The organism is Dolichospermum sp. DET69 (genome assembly GCA_017355425.1).
Lineage (GTDB): Bacteria > Cyanobacteriota > Cyanobacteriia > Cyanobacteriales > Nostocaceae > Dolichospermum.
In genome coordinates, this window is the sequence record CP070233.1 from 5,571,099 (window position 1) to 5,595,874 (window position 24,776).

Below are 24,776 nucleotides of genomic sequence, written 5' to 3' on the forward strand. Positions count from 1 at the left end.
TGAGATTCGGTATATAATACATCCTCATTTCATCATAAAAAACAGTAAAAACCGATTGTGACAGTTGAGGGTGCGGAAGATAGGATAAATGATAAAAACACGCCACTGATTAACGAACTACTGAGTCAAATTGGTAAACACCCAGAATTTGAAACCTGGCGACAAAAAGGTAAACACCCTACAACAACATATAATTTGCGAACGGACAAAAGCCGATGATGAGAGTTGAACTCACGACAAAGCTTAGAACCCTGATTATAGCGTTATTATTATTTACTTACTCAGAACCTTGAAAATTAAATGAGTGAAAAATGAGTGAAATTATAGAAATCGGCGGGAATGGTAATTACAGCGATTTTGAGGACTTGCTTAAAACCTTTAAGCTTGTATCTAAACGTTTACCAACTGGTATAGGTTTTAAGCGCGAAAATCAAAAATCTGGTACTTACTTGAGATTCCAATTTACGCTAGGTGACAAGCGCGTTACCCGTGCAAGTGGCTGTGATTTTAGTGAGATGGGATTTGTTCAAGCCTTAGATAAGGCTATTAAAATCCGTCATGCACTGGATACCATCACAAGTATTACCCAGTTTGAAGAATGGTATGAACAAACTATTTTAGGTAAAAACCAGATTACCGATGACCGTATTACCTATCGTGAGATATTTACTCAAATAGAAACTAAGTATTGGAGTAGTAGAAACAAAAATACTAAGCGTAAACGTTCTCAAGCTATCGCTAACGATTTAGCATCATACCAACGGCAATATGATTATGTATTCAAGCGGTTTAATAATTGGGATATTCAACCTAATTGGGAAGATATCAAAGCGGTTTTACTTAGTTGGGAACAGGGAACTAAGTCTTTTCAAAACTCATATAGTGTTGTCAAAAAGATAATTGGTTATTGTCCTAACGCTGATAAAATGCTTGCTTTACTAGCTGATATTGATAGCAAACAAACTGAGTTTAAACAGAAACAGTCTATCAGTTTAGAACAGTTCCTAGAATGGCATACACTAGCATTATCTGATAGTAACACTAGATACGAAAATAACCGTAAATCTTGGTTATGGGTAGCTTCAATGTGTGTTGTGTATGGCTTGCGACCAACTGAAATTGCAGCCGCTTTAAACCTTGATAAACTTTACACAAAAGACGGTGTAACTATACCTGCTATCAATAATCCTGACAATCATGATTTATTGTTAGTGCTAGGAGATAGAACCTATTTTGGTATAACAATTAAAACAGGTTCTAGAATATGTAAACCAATGACTTTAAACGCTAAATTACTAGAACAATTAGCGGTAAGAAATCCGTATTTACCCGTTTATGAACATGATTTAAACTCTAAATCAGAAACTGTCTGCAATGGATTTAGCGCGCGATTAAGGGCAAATTTAATGCTGTGGAAGTGTCCAGTAACGCAAGCCTACGCATTTAGACACCTGTCTAATCAATTAGGTGAGAAATACGGCATACCACAAGAAATTAGGGCTAGGTCACTAGGTCACTCGGTTGCCGTCAATGAAAGCACCTACAAAAAACGTTCTAACCTACAGACAACAGTTGATTTGTTGACCAACCATAGCAAACAACCATTAAGTTTAGATATGGCTGTAAACCAGCTAGAATCACTTGGCTTTGATGTAGATGATAAATCAGTCAAGGCAATACTAAAAGTCATCTATCAGCTACCATAGAGCATACCCTGACAACAATTTACCCTAGCTAAAAAATATTTGAACTGTGTCAAGGGAACTTAGTCAAGGGTGAGCTTGCGAATACCATTTACCCTTGACTTAGTGACCGACACACGCAAAATAAACAAGCAAGCACAGGAAAGTTGTATCTATAAGTCATTTTTATCAAAAAGCCATAGTTGCCGGAAATTACCTCAAGTAGGTAGGTGCGCTTATACAGGTTGAATTATTTAGTTGCCTATAAATGGTAAAATAGTCTATTCACAAGTAAACCTAGTACACAATTACTATAGTAAAAATTTACTAGTTGTTCGCTCAGTTTACCAGTGCTATATTAGGGTTTGAGTGAATTGTGAGCGATAATGTTTTTTTTGGTAGAGAAACTGATTCGTAATCATTAGAGAGTAAGAGTTCAAATATAAAGCCGATGATGAGATTTGAACTCACGACCTACTGATTACGAATCAGTTGCTCTACCACTGAGCCACATCGGCGTATAAGCTTATAAATTATAGCATAATTTATTAATGATAGAACCAAATTCTCCAAAAAATCTCAAACCTCAACAATATGAACGTCTCAGAGCCGAAGCAGCCGCACCCTATCGGGGATTAAGACAATTTATCTATATCGGTGTTGGTGCTTCTGGCTTTATTGGTGCATTTGTCTTTTTCTTTCAACTCCTAGCTAGACGCGATATTGAACAAGCTTTGCCTAATTTCGCAATCCAACTAGGAGTAATTGGGTTAATGGTGTTGCTCTGGAAATGGGAAAGCAGAAATAACAAGTGATTATAAATCACTGCTACACAAACAAAGTCCACCTACGTGGACTAAGAAAAACTATTGAGAGAATTTCACAAAAAAGATGAACTGCTTGCAGCAGCGCTAGTTCTACCCTATCCAATCTTGTGGGATGGGCATCCTGCCCCTCCTAATATTATTAGCAGACAAGAATGCCCACACCACAAGAAATTTTGGGATATTTTTTGATTTGGAAGTCTCTTATTTTCAACCCACGGAGGTGGGTTTTGCCTGTGTAGGTGCGGTTTCTAACCGCCTTGTATTTACCCCCTCCCTACTTAGCAGTAACAAGATATGGAGAAGCAATTGGTTGAGCACGTCCAGCATTAACCAATGCTTGATACACAAATGCCGCAATTTCGGCTCTAGTTGCTTGACGCTTAGGTGCAAGCTCTTTCACAGTGGGATAATTAATGACTAATTGCCGTGAAGTTGCCGCCGCTACAGGACTTAGTGCATAATTAGGAATTTGACCAGCATCAGTATAAAAATTGATCACAGTCTGGGTATTTGCAGTTAAACCCAGACCATTAGCTAAAGCAACGATTGCTTGAACTCTAGGAATTTGTTGTTCTGGTTTAAAAGTTAAGTCAGGATAACCAGATAAGAACGGACTACTAGATGCAGTTTGAATGGCAGTATAAGCCCAATAATTGCTTTTTACATCATTAAAAGTAATTCCTGCTCGTGTTGCTGTTGGTTTGAAAGCCTTGTTGATAATCGCTGCAAATTGAGCGCGAGTTACGGGTTCATTGGGTTTAAAACTACCATCTGGGAAACCAGCGATAATATTTTGAGAAGCTAAAGCTTCAATGTAAGCTTTTGCCCAGTAACCTGTTTGCACATCTTTAAAAGCTGTATTTCCAGGATTACTATCAGGAGGAGTAGTTACGGTAGCAGCAACAAAATCAACAGCACCGAAAATGCGCTTTTCATTGATATCATTACCAACGGCTAAAATTCTGTTAATCTTAGTAGCATTATTTACATCATAGCGAGCATTGTCGCGGATGAGATTACCACCAGGACTTTCATTCGTACCCAGGTTAGGAACTGCATTAATTGTGACAATTACACCATCCCGTTTATTACTGCGAATGGCATTTTTACGGAGTACGGGTTTTGCAGTTTCCGAGATAAAAAGACCATCTGTATTTTGGGTAATGTTGTTACCTTCTAATAAAGGTGTGGAACTGCCACCAATCGCTACACCAAAACCAGTATCTTGAAATAAATTGCCACGAATTGAACCTTGGGCAGATTTAGTAACGGAAATCCCATTGCCCTTATTTTTCAAAAAGACGTTATTTTCAATTTGTGGATTTCCCGTACCTGTAACAAAAATCCCTTCTCTGACGCTGTTAGTAAAGGTACTATTTTTAATGACAGGGGTACTAGATTCTACCCATACACCAGTTCCCCGTGAATTAGGATTGGTAAAAGTTAAACCCGTAATGGTGGTGTTATTGTTAGCTAATAGTGTAATATCCTGTCTAGCAAAAGTGCGACTAGTGTAATAACCACCACCGATAATTAAGATTCCCTCACCTTTGTTGGATTCATTACCTTGAAGTGTGACTCCTGGATTGAGGACAAGGGGGAATTTTTCACCGCTCTCTTTACTATAATTTCCAGGGGCAACCTGAATTACTGTACCTGCTTGAGCTTTAGAAAGGGCAAAGGTGATTGTTTTATAGGGTGCTGCTGTAGTTCCACTACCAGAATCTTGTCCCGTCGCTGAGTTAACGTAAATTACAGTGGCACCAGTTGGAGCTTGGGCTGTTAACGTTGGAGCAGCACCAGCTTTAAATTGACTAGGTATGAGGGTAGAACTACCAGCAATTAATAATAAAGCTGTCAGGCTGGTTTGCAAAGATAACCTGGAGATGTGAAAACCCTGATTTTTCATTTTTTTTACTGAATAATTTGCTTAATGATGGTAATTTCCGAAAAGTATAAGGTAACAGATATTCATCTGTAAAACCCATGACACACTATAACGGATCATTTGCACTTATGCAGCTAAAATTTTAATTAAAAAAATCAGGTAAATTAACAGTTCAGTGACTTTTAGCCTATTATCTAATTTCCTCTGGCCTGTTGCCTCTGTCCTATTGCCTGTTCTTTTATATACATAAAAATTGAGGATAAGATTTCTCATCCTCAACTTCCCTACTCAAAGCAAGGGATAGGTATTTTGCAAAGGTTAATAGGCTAAAGTTTCTAAAGTTTCTCTTAAATACATTTGTACTTGCTGATCTAGACGTAAGCTTTGTAATTTAGTGTTACATTCTAATTGCCATCTTTTAAAACCGGAACTAGCAGAAATCACGTATTTCAGGTTATGCCAAAATTGAGTATTAGCAGATAATTGGTGATCTTTACGCTCACCGCTGACATAGCCTTTGCTGTCGGGACTATGTGCGTAATCGCTAGAAGTTGGAAATTGAGCCATAATTCCTCATTCCTTATTTTTTACTTCCAGAATTAGACAATTTAGAATTTAGGATTTTAGATTTCAGATTGATAATTTATTTCGCACTCAAGGGGAAAACGTAAATCTAGTCACCCAAACCTAAAATTGAAAATTTTTCTTTAATCTTTTCTGAAGATAATGGTTTTATACCTGAAAATTCTGTCTCATTCATCACTAAATGCGGAATTTCCAGCGAGAAATTTCCAAAATAACTTGTTCTTAATTAAACAGAGATTTTTTTAAATTTATAGCAACTCCTTCTTTCTTCTTTCTTATTTCTTCTGACTCGGTGACTCGGTGACTCGGTGACTCCTACTCTATCACTCGTAAATGACGGAGTGCTGAGTTTAATTTTTGAGTGTTGAACTCGAAACAGTCTCAATTCAACACTCATCAACTCAGCACTCAACGCTCTCCTCACCGGACTACTTTGTCATAGTCAAAGTCCGACGTTTAGTTACCAATTGGTAGGATTCAATGATGTCATTTTCCACCCAGTCATGGAACTTATCAATGCCGATACCACATTCATAACCTGCGTTGACTTCACGGGCATCTTCTTTCATCCGTTTGAGGGAATCGAGAACACCTTCATAAACTACCTTGTTATAGCGACGCACGCGCACTTTACAGTTGCGGACGAGTTTACCAGATTGTACATAACAACCGGCAACTGCACCACGACCAACTGGGAAGACAGCACGAACTTCTGTTTGTCCCAAGGGTTCTTCCACCAACTCTGGTTCGAGTAAACCTTCCAAAGCATCTTGGATATCTTCCAAGAGTTTGTAGATGATGTTATATTCCCGGACATCTATACCTGCTTCATCAGCAGCTTGTCTAGCACCACTGGCGTAGGTAGTATTGAAACCAATAATGACGGCATTACTAGCCGCAGCCAAGTCTATATCTGTTTCCGTGATTTCTCCAGCCGTAGCCAAGAGCATCCGTATTTGGACTTCGTTTTGAGGAATTTGCCGCAGAGAGCCGATAATAGCTTCCACAGAACCTTGCACGTCGCCCTTGAGGATCAAGTTGAGTTCTTTCAACTCGCCTTCTTGTGCCTGTGCTGACAGGGTTGTGAGGGTAACACGACCTTGTAACAAGCGGGATTGACGTTGTTTGTCGGCGCGATCGCTGGCTACGGTACGAGCTTCTTTCTCGTTTGCATAGACCTCGAAATCATCACCGGCTGCGGGAACATCACTTAAACCCAAGACCTCAACCGCAAAGGATGGACCGGCCATATCTACACGCTTGTTGCGATCATTGACCATAGCTCGGACTTTACCAAAGGCTGAACCAGCAACTAGCATATCTCCAACTCGGAGAGTACCGTTTTGAATCAGTAAGGTAGCAACTGCACCCTTAGCTTTATCCAAATGAGCCTCAATGACTGTTCCTTTCGCAACTCGATCTGGATTAGCAGATAGTTCGGCTACTTCCGACACCAACATAATCATTTCTAGGAGGGTATCGAGGTTTTCGCCCTTAATGGCACTAACGGGAACCATGATTGTTTCACCACCCCAGTCTTCAGCAGTCAGACCGTAATTGGTGAGTTCCTGTTTAACCCGTTCTGGCTGTGCGCCTTCTTTATCAACCTTGTTGATAGCAACGACAATGGGAACATTAGCAGCTTTAGCGTGGCTAATAGCTTCTATAGTTTGGGGACGAACACCGTCATCAGCCGCTACGACGAGAACGGCAATATCTGTCACCCTAGCTCCTCTGGCCCGCATCGCTGTGAAAGCTTCGTGACCTGGGGTATCTAGGAAAACAATCTGCTGTGGTTTGCCTTCATGAACTATATCAACATGATATGCACCGATATGCTGGGTAATACCGCCAGCTTCACCAGACGCAACCTTGGTTTTGCGAATAGAGTCAAGGAGAGTAGTTTTACCGTGGTCTACGTGACCCATGATGGTGACAACAGGGGGACGACGAATGAGGTGAGCCAAGTCGGACACGTCAATCATTTCTGTGACTTTCCGAGCTTCGGCCTCTCGTTCCACGATTTCGACTGCTACTTCTAGTTCTTTGGCTACTAGGGTAATAGTCGGAATGTCCAGATTTTGGGTGATACTTACGGCCATGCCTTTCATAAACAGGATTTTGACAATCTCTGTATCGGCAATTACTAAGGCATCAGCCAACTCTTGCACCGTCAATGGACCAGTAACAGCTAGTGTTGCTGGACGATCTGGTTTTTGCTCGACATTATTATTTTCTTGACGACGATTGTGATCACGGGAAGAACTAGATTTTTTACCTCTGGTGGTAGGAGCAGCCACAACCGCTACAGTTGGCATACCGGAGCGAGTCCCTTTGGGTTTGGGAGGACGAGCAATAGAAAGACTCACCTGGACGGCGGTGGAAGCTTCTAGACCGTCTTCATCTAAATCATCTTCATCTAAATCATCTTCGACGATGGGTTTGACCCGTTTGCCCTTGGGTCCAAGTTTCGCCTTTTCTTTGATTTCGTCAATGATTTCTTCTTCTTGCCATTTTTTCCCACCCTTGTTCAAACGAGGGGGTGTAGGGCGTTTTAAATCTAGGAGATCGGGTACTACTGGTATTTCATCCGCTCCTTCTTTTCTCGCTCCTCCCGCATTATGTCTGGGTGGAGTTGCCGTGGGGATGGCCGCTGGTTCACCGGGACGTGGAGGTCTAGGCCGTTGGATATCTCCGCCCACTGATGGTCTGCCAGTACGCTGTTCTGGTCTGGTCGGTGCTCCTGCATTAGCCCGACTTGGCCTAGGTGGTGCAGATGGTGAACCTGGGTCAGAAGATGGTTTACTAACCTTACTTCTAACTGGTTGCCGATCTTCCTCAACTCGCTGTGAGCGATCGCGCTTGAGGAGAGGTTTTTCCGATGTGCCTACGGCTTCTGTTTCTGGCGGTTTTGTGGCATCTACTCTGGCCGGAGGAGCAACCAATTGGGGTTTTTGAGGTTTCTCCGGTTTTGGTCTGGGAGTAGATATTTTCTCTGACTTTTCCGCTACTACCTTCTCCTCGACTGGTTGAGGAGTAGATACCTGTTCCGGTTGGGTAGGATTAGGTTTGAGTGGAGTCTCAGATTGATTCCGGATAACTGGTCTAATTGGTGCCGCCGGCTTCATAGATGAGACTGGTGTAGCGAAAGGCCTTGGAGGTGCAGGAGGATTAGCCTCAGTAGTGTCTGTGGCAGCAGTAGTAACTGAGGTATCTGGTGAGTTGGTGGTAGTGTTTATCAATATTTTCGGTTTGCGAATTTCCAGAATTTGCTGTTTGTGATTGGCGTTTGGACGGTTTTGGGATGAATTTGGTTTATGGACGTTTGCGCCTTGTTCCTTTTTAAAGGCTAAATTCGTGGCAATGACTTTTTCGGCCGCGCTCCGAATTTGTTCAGCTTCCGATTCGGAAATCGTGCTGCTATGGCTTTTGACCGCAATATCGAGCTGGTCGCAAATTGCTAGTAGCTCTTTATTGTCCAAATTCAATTCCTTTGATAAGTCATAGATTCTAACTTTTCCGTTGTTCATCCACTCTTTCCCCTTTAATTTACAGTTTTAACGGATGGTTGCCTGGTTTGTGACATCTCCACCCCTAAATCACTGTTTTTTTCGGTTGCCCTTGGTGATATTGCCGGTGCCTCCAGTTAGGAAAGAGAGATGTTTCGGTTTCATCCTGACATCTCCACCAGGAATGATGGTTGATGCAGATCGGCGATTTGACGCTACCAGGTTGCCATGTTTGGTTTTTTTGTTTTGCTGATTTGTGAGTCTTCCACAATACAATCAAAAAAAAACTTGTTGGGAGTAATGCCTTGCGTCTTGTCCAAAAAAGGAAGATCAAGAAAGCTATTTACATCCATTTACTATTTTGGCACTAACTTGAGCGATACTAAAGGTTATGATCAGAGCGCGAATAGTTCGGCTTTCGTCATAAGACCTCGCGGTATGCGAGAAACTCAGTCCCTTTAGGGCTGGGTTACTGACAATATCTTGAGAGATTATCGCAATTTTAGTTGTTACCATTAAATACGATCTTGGTGATCGCCCTGATTTAGACGTTGCCACAATGTTTGATACACTGTATCTGGCACTGTCCCATGCAAGGATCTCCCTAGTCTATTTTTTTTCTGAGCTGCTTGCAGGCAACTCACTTGTGGACAGATATAGGCAGAACGCCCCATGCCCTGATCTAATTGTACCTTTCCAGATGGAAAGACGCGGACAATCCGCCAAAACTCTTGTTTCAAGTTTACTTGACGACAACTAATACAACGCCGATAGTTCGGTTTCATCAGTCTTTTGCCAGATTAAGCCACATATTTTGGGGATACTGGACAATGTATTTTTAAGTACATTGAGAATGGGTAATGGGTAATGGGTAATGGGTAATGGGTAATGGGTAATGGGTAATTGGGTAAGATGCACCTCTTGTTACTTCTTTGCTAGGATTAGTGTTGACAACTCTGGGAATTAATCTTCCTCACGACTGTCAAATCTGTCTTCATCTAATTCTAATTGTTCTTGGATTTCATCTTCTCGGTTAGACCTGTCATTTTCATTGTTGTGTGATTGATATTGCGCTCTTACCGCTGCAAATTTAGTATTTTCGGCTGCTTCGTCATATTTAGCCTGATCTTTAATATCTATTTTCCAACCGGTAAGACGGGCTGCTAACCGCACATTTTGCCCTTCTTTACCAATGGCTAAACTCAATTGATCTTCCGCAACTAAAACGTGGGTTTGCCGACTTTCTGGGTCCATGAGTCTGACTTCATCTACCCGGGCTGGACTCAAAGCATTAGCAATATAGGTAGCTGGATCTGGAGACCAGCGAATCACATCAATTTTTTCACCGCGTAATTCATTGACTACCACCTGGATTCGTGATCCCCGCGCCCCAATACAAGCGCCAACAGGGTCTACATCCCGGTCTAGGGTATCAACGGCAATTTTTGTCCGCGGTCCAACATAACGAGAAGGGGGATTAGCTTCTCTGGCTACAGCCACAATTCGGACTACTTCATCTTCAATTTCTGGAACTTCGTTGGCAAATAGATAAACCACCAAACCTGCATCAGCCCGAGATACCATTAATTGTGGTCCCCGTTGCTGCCCTTGGGAAACTTTTTTCAGATATACCTTAAAAGTTGCATTAGCTCGATAGTTATCGTTGGGTAACTGTTCTCGCTTGGGTAATTCTGCTTCTACTTCTGATTGTCCAAATCCGCTACTAACTGCTAAAACTACAGATTGGCGTTCAAATCGTAAAACTCTAGCTTGTAAAACCGTGCCTTCTAAGTCTTGAAACTCTTCTTGCACCATTTGGCGTTGTTGATCTCGCAGTTTTTGTGCCAATACTTGCTTAGTTTGCATGGCTGCCATGCGCCCAAATTCTCCTTGATCTGGAGTGACATCCAATACTACAGAATCTCCCAGTTGGGCTTCTGGGGCTACTTGCTGGACTTCATCTAAGGAAATTTGATGATCGGTGTTACTAACTGCTTCGACAATGGTTTTGGTGGAAAGAACCCGAAATCCTTCACCATCTATATCCAGTTCTACTTCAAAATTATTAAAATACTCTTCATCAAATTGTCTGCGTTCTAAATTTTGGGCGCGACGATAACGTTCGTAACCCTTGATTAATGCTTCTCTAATAGCCGCTTGTACCGCTAAACGCGGTAAATTTCGGTCTTGGCTAATACTTTCGATTAGCTCTTTTAATCCAGATAAAGTCACCATTGACATACGCAGTCTCCTAAAATTTTATCTAAGCGGTCAGCACAATGAGATAACAGATAATGAGTAATAGCTTTTTATCACCAATTACCAATTACTAGTAGTCTGTCAAATAAATTTTGACGGATAAGAAACGAACCACGTTCGCGGAGCGTCCCGGAGGGATATAGGCACGAAGGACACGAAGGAAGAAGGAAGAAGGAAGAAGGAAGAATCAAAATGGCAACGAATGAACCCGTCAATTAGTTCTTGACAGACTACTAGTACAGTAGGGCGTAAATAAAACAACCATTCTCAATCGCCAAAAAGCTTACGCCATATTACTTTTGACTTTTGACTTTTGACTTTTGACTTTCGCCTTGCGGTACCAGTCCCTAATCCCAAGTCTAAAATTGATTAGCGAATCTCATCCATTTGGACTCTGGTAATGAGATTCCGGGGAATTTCCACTACACGACCTTTTTGATTAAGGTAAACTATAGTTTCATCCCGGCGAATCAATAGACCTATCCACTCTTGTTGTTCTTCGTAAGGTGGGGAAGTGGAAATAATTACAGGAAATCCTTTGAAGGAAATAAATTCCCTGTCTGTTACCAGTTGCCGGGAAATACCAGGACTAGATACTTCCAATACATAAGCATCTGGAATGATCTCTCCCGCATCTAATGAGGCTTCTAAGGCACGGCTCATCCTTACACAATCATCCAGTCCAATGTCCTGTAGAGGATTAAATATATCTACTCGCAAGATTGGGGGACTTTGGTTGGTATGAAAAACTATACTAACTACTTCCAATCCTAGTTCTGCTGCTACTGGTGTCGCCAAATCAATAATTTGTGGTATTAAAGGATGAGTCATTAGTCAGTGGTCAGTGGTCAGTGGTCAGTGGTCAGTGGTCAATAGTAAGGGAATTAGGAAATATTTATTTCCCCCTGCCTTCCTGCACTATGCTGTTTTTAACTGGAAATTTAAAGCTCCCCAGTTTAATCAACAAGGGAGCCAAAATTTTGTATTTCACCGCAACGCCGTTTTACCTAAGTTTATGACCTGGTTAAACCAGGTGGGAACTGAGGGTTCTCATTTAAAGTTTCCGGGTACAAGCCCGGTATACTGCCACGAGAATTGTTTAGCTCCCTTGTTGTTAAAGACATAGATCAAAAAACTTGATGGCAGTCACCAGTCGTCGTAGTGTAACCAACTCATTATAGCTTTGAAAAATGGTTTGTGTGTTTATTTGGGAAAATTCTGGCAAATTTTTGCGGGGGGATACCAGATAGATTCAATTTTGTGTATAATATCCTTTACTCCTTTACGGTTATCTGGCTCTAGTAAAACGGTGATATGTCCTAGTTTACGTCCGGGACGGGCTTCTGTTTTGCCATACCAGTGAACAGTAGCCTGGGGAATAGCTGCAAGTTGTTGACGTTGTTTTTGGTAGTCGCAATCGCTGCTTTCATATCCTAGCAAATTAACCATCACAGCACTGTTACAATGTAAAGCAGCATTGGTTAATGGTAAACCACATACGGCTCTCAGATGTTGTTCAAATTGGGAAGTTTCACAAGCATCAAGGGAAAAATGTCCAGAGTTATGGGTGCGTGGTGCTATTTCATTAATTAAAATTTTACCATCAGCAGTGAGAAATAGTTCAATGCCAAAGACTCCGACATATTGAAGACTATTTAATAGTTTATGGGCGATCGCTGCAATTTCTGAACTTTGTTCTTTGGTAATTATCGCTGGGGCAATTACCCATCTACAAACCTGTTCTTTTTGGAGAGTTTCTACCGTTGGATAGATGACAATTTCACCATTGACAGAACGGGCTGCAATTATCGCTAGTTCTTTGGTAAAAGGCACAAATTCTTCTACTAAAAACTGGCTATGATTTTGATTAACTGTTTTTGATAAAGTTGCAAAATCAGGAATGATAAAAGTTCCTTGACCATCATACCCATGTCTTCGCGCTTTGAGAACAACCGGGAAACCCAAATTTTCAATTTGAGATTCTAGCTTTTTTGCTGCTGATAATGCTAAAAACTGGGGAACGGGTAAACCTAAATCCCGTAAATAGCAACGTTGCTCATATTTGTCTAACAGAGGTGCTAAAGCGGCTAGTTGAGGACGAAAACAAACACCCTGTTTTTCTAGTAATGATAAAGCACCAAGGTTAACAAACTCATTCTCAAAGGTAATAATATCACACTTTGTAGCTAAAAGCTCTGTGGCTGCGGCATCATCAACTGGAGCAAAAATGCTATCTTGGGCAATAGATACAGCGGGATCATTTTGACTAGGAGTTTGGACTATTAATTCTACTCCCAGTTTACGCGCTGCATCTGCCATCATCCAAGCCAGTTGTCCACCACCAATTATCCCAAGTTTTATTGACATCCTAACGACTCACGAGTTTCTACACCAGTTTGAGAATTTACACCACTGGCTTTTTGACATAGCTGTTTAATTTGCGCTTTATCTAAAATTGCGTCTGTAAAATCTGCACCTGTGATATTAACATCTGTAAAAGCTGTACGGAGTAAAAGAGCTTCTATTAAAACGGCATTACTTAAATCAGCGCCCATTAATTTTACCTCATTTACCATGGCATTGGTTAAATCTGCTCCATGTAAATTTGCTTTTGTCATTACGGAAGCACTAAATACTGTTCCTCGTAAATCTGCACCTGCAAAGTTAGCCATTTCTAGGTTAGTGTTAGAAAATTCCGCAGCTTGTAAACTTTGTCCCGAGAAGTCTTGTCTTGATAATTCCGCGTTACTAAATGATAAAGGATGAGTCCAGTCTGCTAATGCTGGTTGTGCAACACACCAAAGCATAATTCCCAAAATCCATCCTAAGCTTTTTTGCCAAAACATAGTTGATGAGTCCAAGTTAGTGATTGATGATTAGTTCAGTTTTGTATAGTAATCCTATTTGATTTATAAATATTGGGAAGTTCAGATCCCCGACTTCTTGAAGAAGTCGGGGATCTTTGTCCCTGTTGTAAATTTTAACTGTTGCTGATTCTGGAAAAAGATGGCATTATTACCTTAGAAGGATTTTACTATTTACAATAATTCATTAAGTTTAATTGCAAGTAAAGTTTGTTATCTTTTGAAGTCCAGTAGTCAGAACAACTGATAATCTGTTATTCATGGTGATGGCTATGGGAACAGGATTTTTAATATGTATAAAATAGTTTGACAAACATCTAAAACGATGAACTCAAAGTTATAGCAATATGCAATTGAGTAAAATTCAAAAATTAGATCAAAAGCCATACAGAAAACCATTTTGATTTCTGACTTTTGACTAAAAATCTTTGAGCTATTGAGATTAAAAGACTACACACATTTACAATGCAAAGTTAGTATTTATTATGATAAATCATTACTCTATTCAATGGATTGAGGCATGGTGCTTAGAAAATGGCTGGACAGATTTATTTGTTGAGAGACGTGGTAACTACTGGGCGTTTCCTCCGGGGGGAGTTATGCCAGAACCAATCCCAATGAATGTATTGAGAGTAATTAAGGAAGAAAATGGTTTAACTAATCAAGAAATGTATTGGGCTTATGCGGCCATATCTACCACTATTTTAGCAGTGATTTACACCTTTTGCTTTAAATGTCCCATGCCCTTAGTTTTGTCTTTTGCGTTTAATGCTGTAACAGTGGCACAATTTGAACCAGAGGATGCTTAGAGTTTTGAAAATGAAATTCGCTGAATATGGATAACTTTTCTTTGTATAATCAAGATTTCTATGCTTGGACACAAAAACAAGCAAAAGCTTTAGAACAAAAGCTAGTTTTAGAATTAGATTGGCAACATTTGCAAGAGGAAGTTCAATCTTTGGGTACTTATTCAGCAAACCCTAGTTATTGAGTCGTCTTGAGACGACTTTTGCTATGAGACTGGGAATTCATTCCCAGTTGGGTTTTACGTTAAGTTGACACCATTAAGCATTGCTAAACCCCTACCGGGAGAATCAAATAATTAAGCCGTGTTGAGTATAAATTTTCAATTGCATATATGTCACGGATATAACTCTAAGTATGTGTCACAAAAAGATTATTTATAACTGAAATATCACGGTTGTGTTTACAAATAACACATTCTAGTATCATATACATATTTAACCTGTTTGGATAAGAATTTGTAAAGGTTTACCACTGCTCAACAGTGTCAAGTACCTTCAAGCCAGGGAATAAATTCCCTGTCTAATAGCTCAAGTCGGTTAAAACCGACTGTTTTGGCGGTATTTATTCGAGAAATAGGATAATTTTTGATTTCGATGTCATCAGAGACTTGAGCCAGGGAATAAATTCCCTGTCTAATAGCTCAAGTCGGTTAAAACCGACTATGTTGGCGGTATTTGTTTAAGAAATAGGATAATTTTTGATTTCGATGTCATTACAGTGCGTTTTAACGCACTTTAGCTATTAGACCGGAACTTCAGTTCCGGGCGGGTATAAAAGCTTAATTACCAAATACAAAGGAAAAAAATATGTTTAGCAACTCTTCCCTCAGTCAAACCGCGACAACCATTGTTGTTATTGATTCTTCTGTTTCCGACTATCACACCCTACAAACAGCAGTTGTAGAGGGTGTAGAAACGGTGATTCTTTCCCCAAATCAAGACGGGATTGAGCAAATTAGCCAAATTTTACAACAACATCCCCACATCACCACCATTCACATCCTTTCCCACGGTGCGCCGGGATGCTTGTATTTAGGAAATAGTCAATTAAACTTAACCAATATTCACAATTACACCCAACAGTTACAAAACTGGCAACGTCAGAATATTTTACTCTATGGTTGTAACGTCGCAGCCGGGGACGCTGGGGAAGAATTTATTCACAAATTACATCAAATTACAACCGCAACCATTAGCGCCTCCACCACAAAAACCGGCAATGCAGCATTAGGGGGAAATTGGGAGTTAGAGGTGAATATTCCCGTTACAGAGACATTCCATGGAACATCTCTACATTTGTCAGATATTGTTGCAGACACCCTCAACACCTACCAGGGAGTATTTGCACCCACATTAGTGGGCAATTATAAGACATATAATGATGTTAATGTTGTGCAAGTAGTCGGTAACTACGCTTATTTAGCTGATGGTTTATCAGGACTACAAATCATTGATATTAGCAACCCCACAACCCCCACCTTCAAAGGCAATTATGATACTTCTGGCTGGGCTTATGGTGTGCAAGTAGTCGGTAACTACGCTTACGTAGCTGATAATGCCAAAGGACTACAAATCATAGACATTAGCAACCCCACTGCTCCCACCCTCAAGGGCAATTATGATACTTCTGGCTATGCTCATTATGTGCAAGTAGTGGGCAACTACGCTTATGTTGCTGATTATGAGTCAGGACTACAAATCATAGATATTAGCAACCCCACTACCCCCACCCTCAAGGGCAATTATGATACTTCTGGCTATGCTAGAGGTGTGCAAGTGGTGGGTAACTACGCTTATATCGCTGATGGTAGTGCAGGACTACAAATCATTGATATTAGCAACCCCACTACCCCCACCCTCAAGGGCAATTATGATACTTCTGGCTCTGCTTTGGGTGTGCAAGTGGTGGGCAACTACGCTTATGTTGCTGATAATGGACTAGGACTACAAATCATAGACATTAGCAACCCCACAACCCCCACCCTCAAGGTCAATTATGATACATATTCTGCTAGAGGTGTGCAAGTAGTCGGTAACTACGCTTATGTAGCTGATGGTGGTTTAGGACTAACAATCATAGACATTAGCAACCCCACAACCCCCACCCTCAAAGGCGGTTTTCATACTGGTTCCTATAGTTTGGGTGTGCAAGTAGTCGGTAACTACGCTTATATGGCTGATAACAGTGGTTTGACGATTATTAATATCAGTGAGTTTAATAACCAAGCACCCACTAATCTCACTCTCTCCACCAGCACCATTGCCGAAAATCAAGTTATTGGTACAGTTGTTGGTAATTTCAGTAGCACAGACCCAGATACAGGAAACACCTTTACCTATAGTTTAGTATCAGGCACAGGTGCAACTGATAATAGTTTATTTACCATTACCAATAATCAACTCAAAACCAACTCTGTATTTGACTTTGAAACCAAAAACAGTTATGGCGTTAGACTCAGGACAACAGACCAAGGTGGGTTATCCTTTGAGAAACAATTAACTATTGGAGTCAGCAACGTTAACGAAACTCCTACCAACCTGTTAATTAACACCAGCACAGTTGCGGAAAATCAAGTTATTGGTACAGTGGTTGGTAATCTTTCCACAACTGACGTAGATACGGGAAACACTTTCGTTTATACCTTAGTTTCTGGAACAGGAGACAGCGATAACAGTTTGTTTTCAGTTACGAATAATCAACTTTTAACCAAAGCTGTTTTCGACTTTGAAACCAAAACCAGTTACAGCGTTCGAGTCCGCACAACGGACCAAGGTGGGTTATTCTTTGAGAAACAATTAACCATTGGTGTAACTGATGTAGAAGACATTAACGACAATTTAACCACCACACCACAACAAGATATTATTGACGCGCAAGGTGGAAATGACACAATTACCAGCACCTTTGCGAATTTACAACAAAACGACATCATCAACGGTGGTATTACAGGCACAGATACCTTGATCATTACTGGGGGAACAGTTGATGATAGTATTTCCATAGATGCCAATGACACCACAAATCAACTAGACATTGCCAGTACAACAGTATTGGGATTTGAACGCTTTGATTTAAGTGGCTTTGCTGCTGAAATCAACTTTATAGGTACTGCTGGTGATGATTGGGTTAAAGGAGGTTCAGGAAGTGATAACTTAGGTGGAGGGAATGGTAATGATTACCTGAGTGGTGGTACTGGTGCAGATGTCTTAATAGGTGGATTAGGCAATGATACTTATGTAATTGATAGTTCTGGAGATACTGTTGTCGAATTTCTCAATCAAGGAATAGATACCGTTGAATCTTCCATAACTTGGACATTAAAAGCCAACTTAGAAAATTTAACCCTCACCGGCAATGGAAACTTTAACGGTACAGGAAATAAACTCAATAATATCATCATTGGTAATGTTGGGAATAACGTTCTTAATGGTGGGACTGGTAATGATACCCTCATTGGTGGAACTGGTAACGATTCCTATTATGTGGACAATGCAGCAGATAGCATTACAGAATTAGTAGACCAGGGAACAGATAACGTTTTCAGCACCATTAATTACACATTAGGAAATAACCTAGAAAACCTGACTTTACAAGGAACATCTGCTATTAACGGTACAGGTAATGAACTAAATAATAGCATTACAGGTAACGCAGCAAATAACCTTCTCACAGGTGGAGCGGGTAACGATATTCTCAATGGTGGTGCTGGTAATGATACCTTCATTGGTGGAACTGGTAACGATTCCTATTATGTGGACAATGCAGCAGATAGCATTACAGAATTAGTGGACCAGGGAACAGATAACGTTTTCAGCACCATTAATTACACATTAGGAAATAACCTAGAAAACCTGACTTTACAAGGAACATCTGCTATTAACGGTACAGGTAATGAACTGAATAACAGCATTACAGGTAACGCAGCAAATAACCTTCTTACAGGTGGTGCGGGTAACGATATTCTCACAGGTAATGCTGGTACAGATACATTGGTTGGTGGAACAGGTAACGATAATTTGTATTTAGGTTTAAACGATAATGCTGTAGATAACGTTAATTACGTTCTTGGTGATGGTACAGATATAGTTTATCAATTTGTGCGCGGTGTCGGTGGTGATCAACTGAACTTTACAGGTATTGCCAATTTTGATGTTAAGACATTGGGTGCAAATACGGAAATACGAATTGGTGATGGTATTGGTGGTAATACTGGTTTTGGTAATGGTCAGTTATTAGTTACCTTATCAGGTACATCAGGATTTACCAGCGCCAATGCGAATTTAAACCTATTTAGCGGTAATTTCTTGTTCAATTAAGGGACTTTCAATAGACATCTGGTGAAAAAGAATGTAGGGACAATTCATGAATTGTCCCTACAAGGGTTTCAGGCTACGCATATTTAATTTCTATCAGATGTCTAATTAAAAAAATACCCAAAAATTTCTTGTAGTGCGGGCATCTTGCCCGCTAATCATCAAGCATCTGGTCCCCTAATCATCAAGTATCTGGTCCGCTAATCATCAAGCATCTTGCCCGCTAATCATCAAGCATCTGGTCTCCTAATCATCAAGCATCTGGTCCCCTAATCATCAAGTATCTGGTCCCCTAATCATCAAGTATCTGGTCCCCTAATAATACAGGGACGGGCAAGATGCCCATCCCACAAAATTGGGTAATTTATTTTTTGGTGTTCCCTAAAACTGAATTTAGCTAGAAGACAGGGAATCAATTCTCTGTCTTCCTGATTTACATCATCACTCCATGATGTTTCGCATAAAAACGCAAAAACGCCAACCGAAAAAAAGAGATTTTAGGTATTGACAAAGAATTTTAAAAATGTTATCGTGAAGTTGATAAGGAAGAACTATCTTGCAATTATTCAATTAATAAAAAGACAAAATCCCAATTATTCTCACTTGGGCATCAATCCGACAAGCGATCGCTTCAGAATACTCACTTACAAGGACACAAGAGTAATTAAAGCAGAAAATGGTTTAACTAATCAAGAAATGTATTGGGCTTATGCGGCTATATCCACCACCATTTTAGCACTGATTTACACCTTTTGGTTTAAATGTCCCATGCCCTTAGTTTTGTCTTTTGCGTTTAATGCTGTAACAGTGGCACAATTTGAACCAGAGGATGCTTAGAGTTTTGAAGATGAAATTCGCTGAATATGGATAACTTTTCTTTGTATAATCAAGATTTCTATGCTTGGACACAAAAACAAGCAAAAGCTTTAGAACAAAAGCTAGTTTTAGAATTAGACTGGCAACATTTGCAAGAAGAAGTTCAATCTTTGGGGAGACATGAATATCGAGAATTAATCAGTCGTTTGGGTGTGTTAATTGGTCATTTATTAAAGTGGGAATATCAACCTGAACAACGTTCTCGCAGTTGGTTTTTAACAATTAGAGAACAACGTCGTGCTATTGTGAGACATCTCAGACAAAACCCTAGTTTAAAATCTCGAATAACAGAAGCTATGTTAGATGCTTTTGAAATAGGAATTGATTTAGCTTTACGAGAAACTAATTTACCATTAAGAACTTTTCCTGAAAATTGTCCTTATTTATTTGATGATATAATTTCTGATAATTTTTTATGTGATACTCTTCAAGATTGGGAAGGATAACAGGGGAAACGCATCTAAATTTTATTGACAAAACACCATTTTTGTGTATAAACAAAGGAGTCGGTATTTACAGCACTTCCCGCTGTTATGAGGTACATCATAGCCCCCTCCTCGCTTGCGGGGAGGGGGTTGGGGGTGGGGTTCATATTCCTTAATTGATTTTGTTTGATGCCTATTATTGAAATCCTTCTCTCAACCCCATTGCTATTTTACTGTGTTTTTCAATTTGTCCCATCACCTGTTTTGCCCGTTGAATTACTACGGGGGGTAAACCCGCTAATCTTCCGGCTTCTATACCATAGGATTTATCAGCACCACCAGGTTGAACTTGATGTAAAAAGATAATTTGATCAGGTAACTCTTTAACTGTAACTTGATAATTAGCCACATTAGGAACAATAGTCGCCAATTCATTTAACTCATGATAATGAGTAGCAAAAATAGTCCGAGATTTAATATCAACAGCTAAATATTCAGCCACAGCCCAAGCAATTGATAAACCGTCAAAAGTTGCAGTTCCACGACCAATTTCATCCAACAAAACCAAAGACTTCAAAGTTGCATGATTAAGAATATTTGCAGTTTCATTCATCTCCACCATAAAAGTAGATTGACCAGTTGCTAAATCATCCACAGCGCCAACACGAGTAAAAATGCGATCGCACACAGCTAACCTAGCAGACCTAGCAGGGACAAAACTCCCAACTTGTGCCATCAACTGAATTAAACCCACCTGTCGCAAATAACAACTCTTCCCACTGGCATTAGGACCCGTCAAAATCACCAAATCAGGGTTGTTATCTATTATTGTTTCCACTGACGACTGACAACTGACAACTGACAACTGACCAAGTTTAGTAGAATTAGGCACAAAAAACCCAGCAGGTAAAGACTGCTCAACCACTGGGTGACGACCATCAACAACGTCAATCTCCCTTCCTGTCAGCATTTCCGGGCGACAATAACCTTGATGTACAGCCAATTCCCCCAAACCACATAATACATCCGCAGCAGCTACCGCACGGGAGATATTACGGATGATTTCAGCATGAGAACCCACCTCATCCCGTAATGCGTCAAAAATCTCATATTCCAACTCATTTAAATCATCCCGCGCTGTGAGAATGCGGGCTTCTCGTTCTTTCAAATCTGGAGTAATGTAACGTTCCTCATTCGTCAAAGTTTGTTTGCGAATGTAATTATCGGGAACTTGGTCAGATTTACTGCGGGAAATACTGATATAATAACCAAAAGTTTTATTAAATCCTACCTTCAAAGTGGGGATTCCTGTTCGCGCTCTTTCGTCAACTTCTAAGTTTGCAATCCATTGTTGATCACTTTCTACAGTAGCCTTTCTCTCATCCAAAAGCGAATTTATTCCTGCCCGAATTAAACCCCCTTCTTTTAAATAAATAGGTGGTGATTCTACGATATGAGCGTGTAACTTTTCTGCTAATTCTTCTAAGATGGGGGGGACTTTTTGCAAGGCTTTCAAGAAGGGGGAACGCGCATCTTCAACTAAGCGAGAAATTTGAGGTAATCGGGAGAAAGAATCAGCTAAAGCCACTAAATCCCGTGCATTTGCTCTACCAGAAGCGGCTCTGACTGTTAACCGTTCTAAATCGTAAATTTGCTTTAATAACTGCCGCAAATCTTGACGGAGAGGCGTGTTTTCTACTAATTCTTGGATGGTATCTTGGCGGGATTTAATGCCTTTAATCTCTATTAATGGTTGTAACAACCATCTTCTTAAAGCTCTGCTACCCATAGCGGTGCTAGTTCTGTCTAAAGCCCATAGTAGAGAGCCGTGAAACGTACCATCGCGGACAGTTTGGGTAATTTCTAGGTTACGGCGAGTTTGATGATCTACTATTAAATAATCAGTGAGGGTATAGGTGCGTAATAATTGCAGGGAGACGGGATTGGCTTTTTGTGTGTCTTCAATATATTCTAAAAGACCACCAGCAGCGCGAACTGCGAGGGGAAGATGTTCGCAACCTAAACCTTCGAGCGATCGCACTTTGAATTTCTGCAATAATTTACTTCTAGCTTCTGCTTGGGAAAAGGGGACTTGCGATCGCAAACTATAACAAAATGATGGTGGTAAACATTGGGGAAGTGATGGAGAGGTTTCCCCTGGACGCAGTAAACTACCTAAATCGGGGGCGTTTGTGGGAAACAGGACTTCGGAAGGTTGCAGTCGCATTAACTCTTGGGTTAGGTGTTCTAAATCACTACCCTGAGATGTGAGAAATTCCCCTGTTGATATATCTGCATATGCTAATCCCCAATGATTGACGGCAATTACCACAGCCGCTATGTAGTTATTACGACTAGCTTTGAGCATTCCCTCTTCTAGCAATGTCCCTGGGGTGAGAATACGCGTTACTTCTCGCTTTACCAAACCAATCGCATCCGCAGAATCTTCCACTTGGTCACAAATTACCACAGCATAACCTTTTTCTACCAGTTGGGTTGTGTAGCGTTCCCAAGCGTGATGAGGTACACCCGTCATGGCGACACGACCAACTTCGCCACCGTGTTTACTGGTTAAGACTAATTCTAATTCTCTGGAGACAGTTACAGCGTCTTGGAAAAAGGTTTCAAAAAAATCTCCGACTCTATACAGCAGCAACGCATGAGGATGTTTATCTTTTACTTCTACATAATGCTGGTACATCTTACTCAGCTTACTACGATCTTCTACCAGATTCGTATCGGTAAGTGATGTGTTTGCTTGATTGGGTTCTGGTGTCGTCATGATAGATGCTGAGATTCTAGGCACTCTATTCGATGATAGCTTGATTTGTCAGGGGCGATCGCTTAAAGTTTATTTATTTTTAATCAGGGTTACTGGTTGATCCAGCCATTTTTGCTGTTAGTGTGGTAAAAAGGCGATCGCAATATGGAGAAGCTTGACAAACTTTATCTACATCTAACAATTCTAACAGTTTATAGGCGTGTTTGATTTTGTGATATTCTCCCTTGGTGGTATTAGCAGTAGCCGTTTTCAGAGTAGATTCTAAATTATCTTTGGCAATAGTTTCCACATTAGCATTTTTAGGAATAGCATTTTCTTTAAATCCTTGTCCATAAAACTTTTTCAGCGTTTCCAGATCAGCAATAAACCAAGCCTCCATTGTTTGTACCATTAAATGGCAGTTATTATCATTAACTCCTGCTGGTTTATCCCAATTATCCCTAAATTTCAAATGTTCCCAAGGCGAATTTTTCTTCACAGATGCTTCTGAATCAACCAACAATATATTAAAAGCTTCTGGATAATCTTGTAAAGCATTTTGAAAATCTCGGAAAGCGTTATTACGAGAACCACAAATAATAATATTCCAGCGAATTTTCTGACTACGAGCTAGATCAATCAAAGGCGTGAAAAATTTACTAAATCCTTGTCTAATAAAATCTTTTTGATCTTTTTTATCACCACCACCTTCTATATAAATCCGAATCTCCTTTACCATCTATTTCCTCCAATTTCTCCCATCCGCCAAAGTTCACCAAGAGTATAGTTTTCTAACCATTTTTTAAGTCTTCCTGGATCAAGCCGACGCAGGTGAGTTCCTGTATTATCTCTTTCACAAACTATCACTGATTCAGGATATTCACTCAATGCAGAAACTAAAGTATCAGAGTGAGTAGTTATAATTAATTGTGTTCTCTGAGATGCTTCTATTAACATTTCGGCAATGGTTGGTAAAATATCTGGATGTAAACCTATTTCTGGTTCTTCAATGCAAATTAGTGGTGGTGGATTTGGATCTAAAAGTAACGCCATTAAAAACAAATATCGCAATGTTCCATCTGATAACCGATTTGCAGGAATTGGTTTAATTAAACCTTCTTCACGAATGATTATCTGTACTGTACCACCATATATTTTTACATCTAATTCTTCCGCTGGTTCATAGAATTTTTTTAGCTTTTCAATAATTTTTCTACTACCTATTTTAGATTTTAAATCATTTAAAAATAGACCTAAATTACTTCCATCCTCTTCTAAAGGATGTGGAAGTAAGTCAGTAGGTTGAGATTTGCGGGGTTCTGAATATCGCCCAATTTGCCAATCACGATATAAACCTATTTTATAAAATTCTGTACTCAGATAATATAATTCAGGATATAATTCTGGATCTCTTCTTTGCGATAAAATTGACTGATCTTTTACGAGATTATCTGGATTAATTTCATAGTGTGGTACTATATCAGCATATTTCCCTTGATAACGTCTTAAAACTGGTTTTCCACTGTTATAACGGTAGTAGAAGTTATCATATATGTCCGATATATCATCGCTAGGGTATGTATATTTATTATCTATTACTTCATTTATCAAATCTAGTCTTAAACCATTATTAGAAAATACTAATTCATATAATAATGGATTAACGCCAGGGTTATCTACTATAGCCTCAATTTTTGCTAATGGATATATACTTTTTGATGTAGAACTAATTTCTTTTGTACCTTTCCATAAAAACTCATCAATACCTCCACCTTCACGAAATGGTTTTGATAAATCTGTTGGTGTCGCTTTTAAAATTCCCATTGCTTCAATAAGATTAGATTTACCAGATGTGTTAGCACCAATTAACACATTTAGCGGTTGTAATTCGATTTCTTCTCCCTCACTTCCATAGGAAAGAAAGTTTGTTAATTTAATTTTGTGAATAAATCTTTTACCTTCCATTTAATTCTCCTAATT

The 24,776-nt window shown here is 39.9% G+C and carries 19 protein-coding genes, 1 tRNA gene, 1 other RNA gene and 1 pseudogene; 8 read left to right on the forward strand and 14 right to left on the reverse strand.

The features are described from left to right. Positions 1-57: 57 nt before the first annotated feature. On the forward strand, positions 58-219 hold the full coding sequence (locus EZY12_25580; GenBank protein QSX67953.1) for a hypothetical protein: 162 nt from the start codon (positions 58-60) through the stop codon (positions 217-219). Positions 220-311: 92 nt separating this feature from the next. Further along, positions 312-1,706 carry a hypothetical protein gene (locus tag EZY12_25585; GenBank protein QSX67954.1) on the forward strand — a complete coding sequence of 465 codons (1,395 nt, stop codon included), beginning with the start codon at positions 312-314 and terminating at the stop codon, positions 1,704-1,706. Positions 1,707-2,128: 422 nt separating this feature from the next. Here the strand turns inward: EZY12_25585 and EZY12_25590 are convergent. Further along, positions 2,129-2,200, reverse strand: a tRNA-Thr gene (locus EZY12_25590). Between the two features lie 33 nt (positions 2,201-2,233). Between EZY12_25590 and EZY12_25595 the strand changes: the two genes are divergently transcribed. Beyond that, positions 2,234-2,497 (forward strand): DUF3493 domain-containing protein, encoded by a 264-nt coding sequence (locus EZY12_25595; protein ID QSX67955.1) that lies wholly within the window; start codon positions 2,234-2,236, stop codon positions 2,495-2,497. 286 nt (positions 2,498-2,783) lie between these two features. Here the strand turns inward: EZY12_25595 and EZY12_25600 are convergent, their stop codons facing one another. From EZY12_25600 to EZY12_25645, 10 genes are all read right to left on the reverse strand, one after another. After that, positions 2,784-4,418 (reverse strand): DUF1565 domain-containing protein, encoded by a 1,635-nt coding sequence (locus tag EZY12_25600; protein QSX67956.1) that lies wholly within the window; start codon positions 4,416-4,418, stop codon positions 2,784-2,786. A 297-nt stretch (positions 4,419-4,715) separates the two neighbouring features. Next, positions 4,716-4,964, reverse strand: a complete 249-nt coding sequence (locus tag EZY12_25605; protein QSX67957.1) for a hypothetical protein — start codon at positions 4,962-4,964, stop codon at positions 4,716-4,718. 446 nt (positions 4,965-5,410) lie between these two features. After that, a complete protein-coding gene (infB, locus tag EZY12_25610; GenBank protein ID QSX67958.1) occupies positions 5,411-8,512 on the reverse strand; it encodes a translation initiation factor IF-2 in 3,102 nt (1,033 codons plus the stop codon). A gap of 494 nt (positions 8,513-9,006) precedes the next feature. Beyond that, the gene (locus EZY12_25615) at positions 9,007-9,276 is read right to left on the reverse strand and encodes a YlxR family protein (GenBank protein QSX67959.1); all 270 of its coding nucleotides are present in this window, start codon (positions 9,274-9,276) and stop codon (positions 9,007-9,009) included. Next, on the reverse strand, positions 9,248-9,409 hold the full coding sequence (locus tag EZY12_25620) for a hypothetical protein (GenBank protein ID QSX67960.1): 162 nt from the start codon (positions 9,407-9,409) through the stop codon (positions 9,248-9,250). Before EZY12_25620 ends, EZY12_25615 begins: the two co-directional genes overlap by 29 nt. A gap of 45 nt (positions 9,410-9,454) precedes the next feature. Beyond that, positions 9,455-10,732: a transcription termination factor NusA gene (gene nusA / locus EZY12_25625; GenBank protein QSX67961.1), complete on the reverse strand. Its 1,278-nt coding sequence runs from the start codon at positions 10,730-10,732 to the stop codon at positions 9,455-9,457. A 387-nt stretch (positions 10,733-11,119) separates the two neighbouring features. Continuing rightward, complete coding sequence (rimP, locus tag EZY12_25630) at positions 11,120-11,581, reverse strand: ribosome maturation factor RimP (protein QSX67962.1); 462 nt, start codon at positions 11,579-11,581, stop codon at positions 11,120-11,122. Positions 11,582-11,733: 152 nt separating this feature from the next. Beyond that, a non-coding RNA gene (gene ssrS, locus EZY12_25635) (6S RNA) lies at positions 11,734-11,918 on the reverse strand. Between the two features lie 35 nt (positions 11,919-11,953). Beyond that, complete coding sequence (locus EZY12_25640) at positions 11,954-13,117, reverse strand: 5-(carboxyamino)imidazole ribonucleotide synthase (protein QSX67963.1); 1,164 nt, start codon at positions 13,115-13,117, stop codon at positions 11,954-11,956. Next, entirely contained in the window at positions 13,108-13,596 is a 489-nt protein-coding gene (locus EZY12_25645; protein QSX67964.1) for a pentapeptide repeat-containing protein, read from the reverse strand. The genes EZY12_25640 and EZY12_25645 overlap by 10 nt, the downstream gene beginning before the upstream one ends. 503 nt (positions 13,597-14,099) lie before the next feature. Between EZY12_25645 and EZY12_25650 the strand changes: the two genes are divergently transcribed. From EZY12_25650 to EZY12_25670, 5 genes and pseudogenes are all read left to right on the forward strand, one after another. Next, on the forward strand, positions 14,100-14,423 hold the full coding sequence (locus tag EZY12_25650; protein ID QSX67965.1) for a hypothetical protein: 324 nt from the start codon (positions 14,100-14,102) through the stop codon (positions 14,421-14,423). 26 nt (positions 14,424-14,449) lie between these two features. After that, positions 14,450-14,605, forward strand: a complete 156-nt coding sequence (locus EZY12_25655; GenBank protein ID QSX67966.1) for a DUF29 family protein — start codon at positions 14,450-14,452, stop codon at positions 14,603-14,605. Positions 14,606-15,227: 622 nt separating this feature from the next. Further along, entirely contained in the window at positions 15,228-18,737 is a 3,510-nt protein-coding gene (locus EZY12_25660) for a DUF4347 domain-containing protein (GenBank protein ID QSX67967.1), read from the forward strand. A gap of 654 nt (positions 18,738-19,391) precedes the next feature. Beyond that, positions 19,392-19,571 (forward strand): annotated as a pseudogene (locus EZY12_25665) (hypothetical protein). A gap of 26 nt (positions 19,572-19,597) precedes the next feature. Then, a complete protein-coding gene (locus EZY12_25670; GenBank protein ID QSX67968.1) occupies positions 19,598-20,056 on the forward strand; it encodes a DUF29 domain-containing protein in 459 nt (152 codons plus the stop codon). 175 nt (positions 20,057-20,231) lie between these two features. On the opposite strand, the gene mutS is transcribed toward EZY12_25670, so the two are convergent. The 3 genes from mutS to EZY12_25685 form a co-directional block, all read right to left on the reverse strand. After that, positions 20,232-22,817 (reverse strand): DNA mismatch repair protein MutS, encoded by a 2,586-nt coding sequence (mutS, locus tag EZY12_25675; GenBank protein ID QSX67969.1) that lies wholly within the window; start codon positions 22,815-22,817, stop codon positions 20,232-20,234. Between the two features lie 79 nt (positions 22,818-22,896). Then, entirely contained in the window at positions 22,897-23,535 is a 639-nt protein-coding gene (locus tag EZY12_25680) for a DUF4276 family protein (GenBank protein ID QSX67970.1), read from the reverse strand. Continuing rightward, on the reverse strand, positions 23,529-24,761 hold the full coding sequence (locus EZY12_25685; protein ID QSX67971.1) for an AAA family ATPase: 1,233 nt from the start codon (positions 24,759-24,761) through the stop codon (positions 23,529-23,531). The genes EZY12_25680 and EZY12_25685 overlap by 7 nt, the downstream gene beginning before the upstream one ends. Between the last annotated feature and the right edge of the window lie 15 nt (positions 24,762-24,776).